Consider the following 10,679-nt stretch of genomic DNA (forward strand, 5'->3'; position numbering starts at 1 on the left):
GATGGAAGCCAAGTTGAAATTAGTATTTGCATTTTTCACAATTTCACTCGTAGCATTTTCCCAACAAACCAGAAAGGTTTTGTTTTTAGGAAATAGCTATACTTATGCCAACGATTTGCCGCAAATAGTATCGGCACTGGCTTCGAGTACTGGTGATGTTTTAATTTATGACAGCAATCTTATCGGAGGTTACAGTCTAGAAGACCATTTTGCAAGTACGGTTTCAAAAAATAAGATTTTGGCTGATGACTGGGACTATATTGTGTTACAGGAACAAAGCCAGCGCCCGGCATTTATAGTGCCATCAGGTTTTATGAACGGATTTTCTGATTTGAAAACCTACATTGACCAAAACAAACCTTGCGCTCAAATTACGTCCTTCATGACTTGGGGATATCAAAACGGTGACGCCCAAAACTGCGCAAGCAATCCGGTTGTTTGTTCTTATGCCGGGATGCAGGATCTTGTGAGCGATAGGTATATGAGCATGTCCAATTTATATGAATCGGAAGTCACTCCGGTGGGCGTGGTCTGGAAATACATTAAAGAGAATTACCCAACCATCAATTTGTATCAGTCCGACGGGAGTCATCCATCGCTAGCGGGCTCTTATATTGCTGCCTGTTGTTTTTATACTTCAATATTCAGAAAAGATCCAACATTGATTTCAAACAATTACGGACTGAACGCTAGCACGGCACAAATCATTAGAAATGCTACTAAATCTATCGTGTTTGATGCAATGGCTGATTGGTATATTGGAAGATACTTGCCAAGTTCTAGTTTTAATTATGTTATTGGAACAGGTACAAATGAAATTATCATCAATAACAACATTCCAACCTACCGGGATTCCTTAATCTGGGACTTTGGCGATGGTGCAACATCTACTGCCCTGCAACCTACCCATACTTATGTTGCTGACGGAAGTTATATTATCAAACTGACTTCAAACAAATGTTACCTGGGACAAAACATCACATCAATTTATGAACGAACGGTTAACTTTTGCTCTCATACCAATACCATCACTCCAAATTACTTATTTCTTTGCCCTAATATACCTGGCACCATTTCGACACAACCTGCCGAGAGTTACCAATGGTGTGATGATTTCGGAAATCCAATTGCAGGAGCCACCAATCAATCAATAGAAGTGTTCACTGGATTATCCTATAGTGTTCTGACTACTATTAATGGCTGCACAGAAATGTCATCTCCAATAACCATTGATGGTTACGCAGGTATAGGAGAAAGCCCTTGCAATTTAGGGAATGATGATTTTCAAATACCACTTGAAATTGACATTTTTCCCAATCCTGCTGAGCATTTATTGAATTTCCAATCACTAGAAAAAATTAAAAATGTTTCCATTATTGATTTGTTAGGTCAAGAAGTCAGTGTTAATCGAGTTTCAGTAAACATAATCGATGTTTCAAATTTAGATCAAGGAATATACATTATCAAACTGATTAGTGAAAATGACAAAACTTTCTCAACCAAGTTTGTTAAACAATAATGATTAAACAGAAGAACATATTAAGAAAACCTATGATAAACACCATAAATTTAATTTTGATGTTAATAACATCGTTGTTTATTGGTATTAGTTGTTCAAAGGATAGCTCAGAACCTTCCTCTGGAATCATTCAAACCAATTTGATTAAAATTGAAGATGCTTTGAATCATTCCAATACTGATTTCGTCAATTTGGTAAACAGCACCAGAGGACGAGTAGGAACCATTGGTTCAGGGAGCAAAGTGGTTTGGAGCAAAAAAAACGACTTCCATTTAGGATTATTTGTTTCTGCAAATCACGCGTATGGAATTACTGCATGGTCTTCCTTAAATGAGGAGTTTATTGATATCACATCAGTTTACAATGGCATCTATCTAGGTTCACAAATGCCACAAACAAATGGCAACCCAAGTCTGACAAATGAACTCGTTGCCAATTTTGGACTTTATCATCCACAAATTCCAGCAAGTGCAACCAACACTACAATACTTCCAGAAAATGATTTCTATCTAGGCATAATGGATAATCAAAGAATCATAAACAACGGCTTTGGTCATTATCCCAATTTTGTTCAAACTTCAATTCCTTTCGAAATATTTGATCCCAATAATAGGACGCTATCGAACCAAACTTGGTCAATCCCAAATAGTGATGACATTGTAATTGCCATGGGCTATCCCCAAGATAAAGCCACCTATCCGAATGGCGCTGTTGCAACTGGTAAAGTCTATTCTAATGCAGAAGCTGAAAATATTATTCATTTATTAAATATAAGTAATGACATTGAAGGTGGTATTCCTTACAATCCACAAGTTGAATTTTTAGCCAATATTGATGCCGTTACAGGAATGAGTGGTGGAGGTGTTTTTAATACTGACGGGCAGTTAGTTGGTATTATGGTCAGAGCTACAGAGCTGAACGGCGAACCTATTTTACGAGTGATACGAATGAGTTATATCGTTCAAAAACTAAATGACTTTTATAATACGCTACCTATATCCGATAAAAACAAACTACAACCATTTATTAGAGGTGAATTGAACTAAAAAAAACTAACAAAACGGCTACTTCAAAATTCATCAAACAATAAATTTAAACACAATAATAAAAATGAAAAAGTCAATTTTAAATTCTGGAATTATTTTACTAACGACCTTATTATCGGTATCATGCAGTAGTGATAGTAATGATAGCAGCCCAACTCCATCACCTTCAACTCAGAATAGTTGGAAAATGAATGAATATAATTTCTCGAGAAGAGTATCTACCCAAACCTCGACGACTTATACTAATGGTAAACCTTTTACTCAGGTTATTGTTGATTCTAACATCACCAATAACAATAATAATTTCAAGGCGTGTAGCCTAGATTTTTGGTTTAATACTAGTTTGGTTGGCACTTACACCGCAAAATCAAAAAATACTTTAGTGAACTATGATGAGTTAAACTACATGAACATTAGTTGTACGGTTACTGATGCGGCAGGAAAAGGAGCCATCTATGAATCTATCGACTCTAATACTACAGTTTCTATCACGAAAGCTGATGGCAAATTTATTATGAATGCTCCTGACGGAATAACCTTGACCAAAGTATTTGATGACGGGTTGGAAAATGCTCCAACCACGATGACTTTCAAATGTGAAAAAGTAAGGTAATTTATGGCGTCATAAATCTTCAAAACAAAGAAACTACAATGCGATCACTTTACTTTATAGTGGTTTTAGTCCTATATTCCTTTACGTGTTATGCACAAAAGGAAAACAATGTTTGGTACTTTGGCGATAAAGCTGGTCTAGATTTCAATAGTGGCACCCCTGTAAACTTAAGTGATGGGAAAATATTTACTGTTGAAGGCTGTGCCACCATAAGCAATGCTTCTGGACAATTGTTATTTTATACTAACGGCGTTAAAGTATGGAACAGAAATCATCAGGTAATGGCTAATGGGGCTGGTCTTCACGGTCACGTTTCAAGTACACAATCAGCAATTATAGTCCCTAAACCCAACTCCAATACAATCTACTATATATTTACAACGGCACAGCTAGCAGAACCTAACGGGCTTCAATATAGTGAAATTGATATCTCTTTAAATGGTGGGCTCGGAGATGTAACTGCAAATAAAAATATCCCACTTTACACTCCTACATGTGAAAAACTAAGCGCCGTCAAAGATTACACTAATAATACCTACTGGGTAATCACCCACGGTTTCGGAAATAATACATTTGCAGCATTCAAAATTGATGATAGCGGTGTAAATATAATTCCTGTTATTAGTAACACGGGGTCTTTTGTTGGTGTAAGAACTGAGGATTCTATTGGATCCCTAAAGTTTTCCCCAAATGGCTCAAAATTAGCATGTGCCAATAAGTATCTTGTTGGTTTAGAGTTATTTGATTTCAATATTCAAACAGGTTTAGTTAGTAATCCAATAAGTATAACCCGTTCCAATTCAGGCCGACGTTTCTATAGCATTGAATTTTCCGCATCAGGAGATATACTTTATGCCGCAAAAGGGAATAAAATATACCAATACAACTTACTATCTAGTAATATCTTTGCTAGCGAAGTGCTAATTAACAGATTTAGAACAGAAGAGATTGGCGCGATTCAAATGGCTTCAAATTGCAAAATCTATGTTGCAAATTTTTCAGCAACATCGGGAAACAGATCTTTATATGTCATTAATAATCCTGATATTTTAGGGGTTAATTGCGACCTTCAGTCAAGCAATGTTCCACTGTCAGGTCGATGCTGGCTTGGCCTGCCGCAATTTGTTCAAAACTTAAATTGTAAATCCAGAGCAATTACCAACGACGATATCTGCATAGGAGGTAGCGCAACCTTTGCTTTAGGTGGCAATGACAGTGTCTTATCAGCCTTCTGGCGCTTCGGCGATGGTGCTACCTCGAATAGTATTACTGGAATTCACCAATACCAAGTAGCAGGCACTTATGTTGTTTCTGCAGACTTTACAACGCAAACCGGCAATTTTACGATTAGCAAACAGATAGTAGTTCCTGCAAATCCCGTGGCGCATTCCGTTGCAGATATTACTATGTGTGGCGTATCGAATGCCACTTACAATTTAAGCCAACTCAACACTACAGTTTTAGGCAATCAGTCTAACGGAATTTATGGCATATCTTATTTTGCGTCGATGGCTGACGCCGCGAGTCACAATAACATTTTAACACCAATTCAAGCCTATTCAACCGGAGCCACCACACTTTATGCAAAAGTCTATCGATTATCGAATTTCAATTGTTATGACATTACCAGTTTCAAGATTTATGTATTGGACTATCCTGTTTTAAATCCAATTGCTGAATATAAAATCTGCGATGATGGTTTGGTAAACGATGGTATAGCAACGTTCGATCTGAGCACCAAAACTGCAGAATTTCTCAACGGACAATCGGCCAATGATTTCAAAGTAAGTTACCACTTGAGCAATGATGATGCACAAAACAATAGCAATCCGATACTTTTACCGCTGAACAACACTACCAATCCGCAAATCATATATGCCAGAATTGCGGCACTACCGACCGAGCAATGTTTTCGAATCACATCATTTCCTTTGGTGGTAAAACCAGGTCCAGACTTCGATATCAAACCGGAGTATGCTTTATGTGAAGGAAATGGCAATTACATCCGTGTTAGTATATCGGGTAATTTCAATCGATATCTGTGGTCAACAGGAAGTAGGGCCTCTTGGACTGAAATAGCAGTAGCAGGAAACTTTTGGGTAACAGTCACCAAAAATCAAAATAGCCTTAGATGTTCTCGAACTAAAAACTTTAAGGTGGTTTTATCCAATAAGGCCACCATAAGAAAAATTATAGTTCAAGATTGGACTGACAAACAAAATAGTATTCAGGTGCTTATTGATGCGAATAGTTTAGGGGATTATGAATATTCTATCGACGGTATACATTATCAGGATTCCAATTTGTTCGAGGGATTACTACCGAAAGAATACAGCATTTTTGTAAGAGATAAAAATGGCTGTGGGATCACTACTGATGAAATATTCCTGTTGATGTATCCCAAATTTTTTACTCCTAATGGCGATGGGTATAATGATTACTGGAACATCCGGTTTTCTGAAACAGAACCCAATCTGGTCATTAAAATATTTGATCGCTACGGAAAACTATTGAGTAATACTAAAACATGGGACGGAACTTTTGAAGGCAAACCGCTTCCATCAGATGACTACTGGTTTATCGTTACTCGGGAAAACGGAAAAGAATACAAAGGACATTTTGCTTTGAAAAGGTAAAAATTGACTTTAATACAACCACAATCAACCTTAACTATGAAAACAAAAAACTACATTTTTTTATTACTTTTTCTAATGCCATTTCTAATTATTGGGCAAAAAAGAGTAGCTGAGGAAATTAATAACTTCAAAGCGATCCATTCAAAATTTGAAAGATTTTCAGTTTTAGAAGAAAATGCAAATGGTGCAACCTCTGAAAGCATAAAAGCGGTCAAAGAAGCTACTTTTGCGACCATCAATCTCAATGAAATACAAAGAATTCAGGACAATAAATACCAGACCATTGAGATTCAAATTCCTTATAAAGGCGCATTGATAGCCATTGAATTATACAAAGTAGAACCATTTGCAACTGGCTTTAATGTCAATACAGATCAGGAAAAAAAATGCAGCTATTCCAAAGGAGTTTATTATCGGGGTATCGTTAAGGGAAATGATGATTCTATTGCCGCCTTCAATTTTTTCAACAACGAAATGAATGGTATCGTTTCTTCTGCTGCATTAGGAAATTTGAACATCGGGAAGCTGGTAAAAAAAACCAATCAAAAGCAATACATTATTTATGCTGACAATAATTTGTTGATTGATACGAACTTTACCTGCCAAACACCTGAAACTACAAGTGAAACCAACAGAACGCAAAACCGACCACAAAGCGCTAACATTCAAAAAACTGTAACCGTATATTTAGAAGTTGGATATCAAGCCTATGAAGCCAATGGAAGTGATATGACTGCTACTTTAAATTGGATTACTTCCATTTTTAATAATGTTCAAACATTATATAACAATGATGGAATTTCTATTGCTTTGAAAACGATTTTTGTTTGGACAGTAGACGACTATTATAAGATTTCCAGCAATTATATCGTTCCAGCTATTACGAACATACGCCCTTCATTTGATGGCGATGTAGCATTTATTGCCGATATTGATCCGGAGGGATTGGGAGGGCAAGCTTTTGGTATTGGCGAACTTTGCGGTCAGGGCAATGTTGCCTATGGCGATATTCATTTAGATTTTGATTCCGTTCCGAATTATTCGGTATCTGTCAATATTACAGCTCATGAGCTGGGGCATCTTTTGGGATCTCACCACACCCACGCTTGTGTTTGGAATGGTAACAATACCGCAATTGACGGCTGTGCAACAGCCTATGGAGGCTGTACAACACCCGTTACTTCGCCTGATTTTCAGGGTACCATTATGAGTTATTGCTTTTCAAACCTGCTTTTTTTAGGTTTTGGTGAACAACCAGCAAGCGCCATCATTCAACATATCAATAATTCCGACTGCCTGAGCAATGATGGCAACGAAAACTGTATGAATACTATTGGAACAATAGAAGCGCTCGAGGTCACTCAAAATTCCGCTACAATTGCCTGGACAGATAGCAATATAATCAATACACAATGGGATTTTTCAATAGTTCCTTTTGGTAATGCCCCGATTTTTATGACAACAACTTTGAGTTCGAACACGATTGAGAACCTAACGCCAAACACCTACTACGAAGTTGTTGTAAGAGGAACTTGCGACAACGCTCTTGAGTATCCAAAACACAGCAGAATTTTTGCCACACAAGGGGATAATTGTAACGGTATTCAGATTTTCGATACCGGTGGACCAACGGGCCCATATGCTTCAAATGTACACATCATCAGAACCATTGTGCCAACAATTCCAGACAAAAAAATTAAAATTACTTTTAATAATGTGAATCTGATGCCTTTTGCCGATCAGATTTATATTTACGATGGTTTGGATAACAATGGACCATTGATCAACCGATTGTATGGTGGGTACCCATTTCGGGGCAGTGCCCAAAACAATTCAGCAACACCAGCTACAATACAATCACAACATCCCTCAGGAGCTTTAACCTTAGAATTTTTCTCGCGGCCTGCCCCATTTAACACGACTGTTTATAATGGATGGACTGCCACTGTAAGTTGTCTAAACATTCTTGGCAACGAAGAATTTGGTGATGGTTTTATCGATTATACTTTTGGCCCTAATCCGGTGAAAGATATTTTAAAAATAAAATCAAAAGATCTTATAAAAGAAGTTAAAGTCTATGATATCGATGGGAAACTACTCCTAACAAAAGAAGCCTCTAAAACCGAGGTTGATATTGATTTCTCCACCTACAAAAACGGTACTTACCTGGCCAAATTGTTTTATGAAAAGGCTTCGGCATCCTTTAAAATCATTAAAGACTAGTTTCTAGGTTTAACCTTAAATAATCTACTTAAAAAAATAGGATGGCTAATATGACACCAAACATAGATTTTGAATTTAGAAAAGTATCGGGTATTTGCCTGCTTTTAGGCTCCATGCTAGCCACTGCAACAATCGTTTTGCACTAATTAAAGTCAAGAAAGAACGAATGGAAATATAATGTATTGATGTTAAACTACATGATAGAAAAACCTGCTGAGGGTTACGAACGATTTTGGATTTAAAAAAACTAATCAAACCATTAAGGAGGAAGATTGTTTTTAATGGTTTTTATCGGTATAAATTAAAGGTATATGAAAACTAAACAGTTATCCATCCAATTCATGAGCCATTATCTGCAAAATATGATTTTACGCATGGCTATAGGCATCATTTTTCTTTCCCATAGCTTGCATGGCATTTTTACAAAAAATGATGTCAATGATTTTGGGAATTTATTTTTAAATCAGATTGGTTTTGCGCCATTTGGAGTTTTGCTTGCCTGGATGGTAGTTATCATTCAGATAGTAAGTGCTGTGCTACTTTTGTTTAACCGGTTCATAAGACTAGTTTGTATTTTCAATATTGCAATACTCATGATGGGCATCATACTCGTTCATTACCAAGAAGGTTGGTTTGTAGTAGGAGCCGGAAGAAATGGGATGGAGTATAGTTTTCTGATAATTAGTGTTTTATTATTTTTATTGTTTGGTGACTTGAAGGAAAATTAAAGCATTAATTTTTTAATAGGTTTGCTGAAGGCCTGCTGTTATTGGCAGTTTTTCTTCTTTTTATTTACACAATTGGGATGCAGAGATCCACAATACATTTTTTTTCTGGATGTTCATTAAAGTTGTTATGATAAATTTCAAATGGATATCTGTCTGCCTTTTTGTAACCATTGTCATTCATCCAAATAAATAAACTGTCCCAAGACTTTTCAAATTCTACAGGTTCTATAACAAAGTGTCCCACAATGTTTTTTCCTTTTTCAAGAGTTATGAGTCCGACTTCACCATCTACTGTTAGTTCTTGTTTTGATAAAATTCCAATACTCATTCTTACTTTGTCGGCATCGGTTACTTTAAAGCTGTCGTGAAAAACCCTACAAACATTTGTGTCTGTTTTAGAAAGTAATCCTTTGGCGGTTGCCCATTTAACAATTCTTTGAAAAGCATTGTCAATTCCGTTCACACCAATTTGTGTAACATAAGCCAAATTCATTTTTGACATTTCTTTGATTTCAATTCTTGCATTCATTTTTATCCAATTTTTGAGATTATTAATGTTGCAAAGGTATTCTTCAGTGATAAAATTTTCTTTACCATTATTGCTATTGAGTTTGCCAATCTTGCTAAAATTGTCCAAGTTTAATTTTCGAAATTCGGTTGGGCTGTATCCGTATATTTTTTTAAATGTTCTAGAAAATGTAGAGTCATTTTTGAAGCCAAATCTATCTGCAATTTCAGCTATATTGTATTCTTTATGGTGAATTAGCATCATTGCAGCTCGTTCTATTCTCTTTCGGATAATATATGAGTTTAGTGTTTCATTAGTTATTGCTTTAAAAAGTCTGTGGAGATGAAATGGAGCATAAAAGGCAATGCCTGAAATTATCTGTAATGACAAATCAGTGTCTAAATTTTCATCTATGAATATCAGGACTTTGTTTATTCGTTTGATATATTCTTCTTGCATTTCTTGTCTGTGAGGTGTTTTGTATAATTGCCACTAACGAATATAAGAAAATAAACCTTTTTCTTCTTAAATGCATTTAGGACTAAACGTGACAATAAAAATGAGGCAAAAACAAAATGTTGTAAGCAAAAACGGTTTAGATTTGAGTAAAACCGATGCTTTAAGAGGAATAATATTAAAAAAAGAATCAGTTTTGTTTAAACTCTTATTCATGGGATGGGATAGAAAATCAAAAAAAATGTAAAACGGTCAACCAAAAATAAAAAAGCCTGCAATCACAACGATTACAGGCTTTTATGAGTCGGGGAGGGTAGCTTCGCTCATCTCCTGAACGCCATACCTGCAAATGCAATTTACTGCCTTTAGCAAAGGCAGGCGACTGTAAATGAAAAAAGATTCCTATCAAGCGAGCTTGAGGAATCTTTTTTCATTTACAGTCGCAATCAAATTGCGCTTGATGTGGAGTCGGGGAGAGTCGAACTCCCGTCCAAACAAGCAACTAAAGAGCTTTCTACACGTTTATTTCCTGTTTGGGTTTTCGACATCAGGCTAGGATAGGAACAACCACCAGACGCTTATCTTCTTTAGTTTTCGTCATCACTTCGAAGCGCAGTAATGCTTAGGTCCAAATTTACGATTTACCTGAATCGACCGCCAAGAACCAGAGCTTTCGAGGTAAATCCTGCTTTCCTACCTGGTAGGACGAGGCTAATCTTACTTTAATTCAGATTATGCAGCAAGAGCGTAGTTTCCTTCGCCGTGTAAAGTTTTGAGACATGGATTTACGAGATTTGTCCCCGTTCTCGACGTGCTTACTGTTCAATTCGACTTGCTGTCAAAACCAGTCGACCCCAGTTTTTAAATTGATAATTGATAATTGATAATTGATAATTGATAATTGATAATTGATAATTGATAATTGATAATTGATAATTGATAATTGATAA

8 protein-coding genes and 1 other RNA gene are annotated in these 10,679 nt (G+C 36.3%); 7 read left to right on the forward strand and 2 right to left on the reverse strand.

The annotated features are described in order from the left end of the window. Position 1 precedes the first annotated feature (1 nt). The 6 genes from Q0058_RS07745 to Q0058_RS07770 all read left to right on the forward strand — a co-directional run bounded on the left by Q0058_RS07745 (position 2) and on the right by Q0058_RS07770 (position 8,765). Positions 2-1,519, forward strand: coding sequence for a T9SS type A sorting domain-containing protein (locus Q0058_RS07745; protein WP_298222573.1), 1,518 nt, complete (start codon positions 2-4; stop codon positions 1,517-1,519). Beyond that, positions 1,519-2,565, forward strand: a complete 1,047-nt coding sequence (locus Q0058_RS07750; RefSeq protein WP_298222575.1) for a serine protease — start codon at positions 1,519-1,521, stop codon at positions 2,563-2,565. Before Q0058_RS07745 ends, Q0058_RS07750 begins: the two co-directional genes overlap by 1 nt. Positions 2,566-2,752: 187 nt before the next feature. Continuing rightward, positions 2,753-3,178, forward strand: a complete 426-nt coding sequence (locus tag Q0058_RS07755) for a hypothetical protein (RefSeq protein WP_298222577.1) — start codon at positions 2,753-2,755, stop codon at positions 3,176-3,178. Positions 3,179-3,216: 38 nt separating this feature from the next. Further along, entirely contained in the window at positions 3,217-5,814 is a 2,598-nt protein-coding gene (locus Q0058_RS07760) for a T9SS type B sorting domain-containing protein (RefSeq protein WP_298222579.1), read from the forward strand. A gap of 75 nt (positions 5,815-5,889) precedes the next feature. Next, positions 5,890-8,037 carry a zinc-dependent metalloprotease gene (locus Q0058_RS07765; RefSeq protein ID WP_298222581.1) on the forward strand — a complete coding sequence of 716 codons (2,148 nt, stop codon included), beginning with the start codon at positions 5,890-5,892 and terminating at the stop codon, positions 8,035-8,037. 311 nt (positions 8,038-8,348) lie between these two features. Continuing rightward, a complete protein-coding gene (locus Q0058_RS07770) occupies positions 8,349-8,765 on the forward strand; it encodes a DoxX family protein (protein ID WP_298222583.1) in 417 nt (138 codons plus the stop codon). A gap of 64 nt (positions 8,766-8,829) precedes the next feature. On the opposite strand, the gene Q0058_RS07775 is transcribed toward Q0058_RS07770, so the two are convergent. Next, positions 8,830-9,732, reverse strand: coding sequence for a GyrI-like domain-containing protein (locus Q0058_RS07775; RefSeq protein ID WP_298222585.1), 903 nt, complete (start codon positions 9,730-9,732; stop codon positions 8,830-8,832). 70 nt (positions 9,733-9,802) lie between these two features. Here Q0058_RS07775 and Q0058_RS07780 point away from each other — a divergent pair, with 70 nt between their 5' ends. Continuing rightward, positions 9,803-9,976 (forward strand): hypothetical protein, encoded by a 174-nt coding sequence (locus Q0058_RS07780; RefSeq protein ID WP_298222587.1) that lies wholly within the window; start codon positions 9,803-9,805, stop codon positions 9,974-9,976. Between the two features lie 213 nt (positions 9,977-10,189). On the opposite strand, the gene ssrA is transcribed toward Q0058_RS07780, so the two are convergent. Then, positions 10,190-10,585: a transfer-messenger RNA gene (ssrA, locus tag Q0058_RS07785) on the reverse strand. Between the last annotated feature and the right edge of the window lie 94 nt (positions 10,586-10,679).

It is taken from the genome of Flavobacterium sp., from assembly GCF_027484705.1.
Taxonomy (GTDB): Bacteria; Bacteroidota; Bacteroidia; order Flavobacteriales; family Flavobacteriaceae; genus Flavobacterium.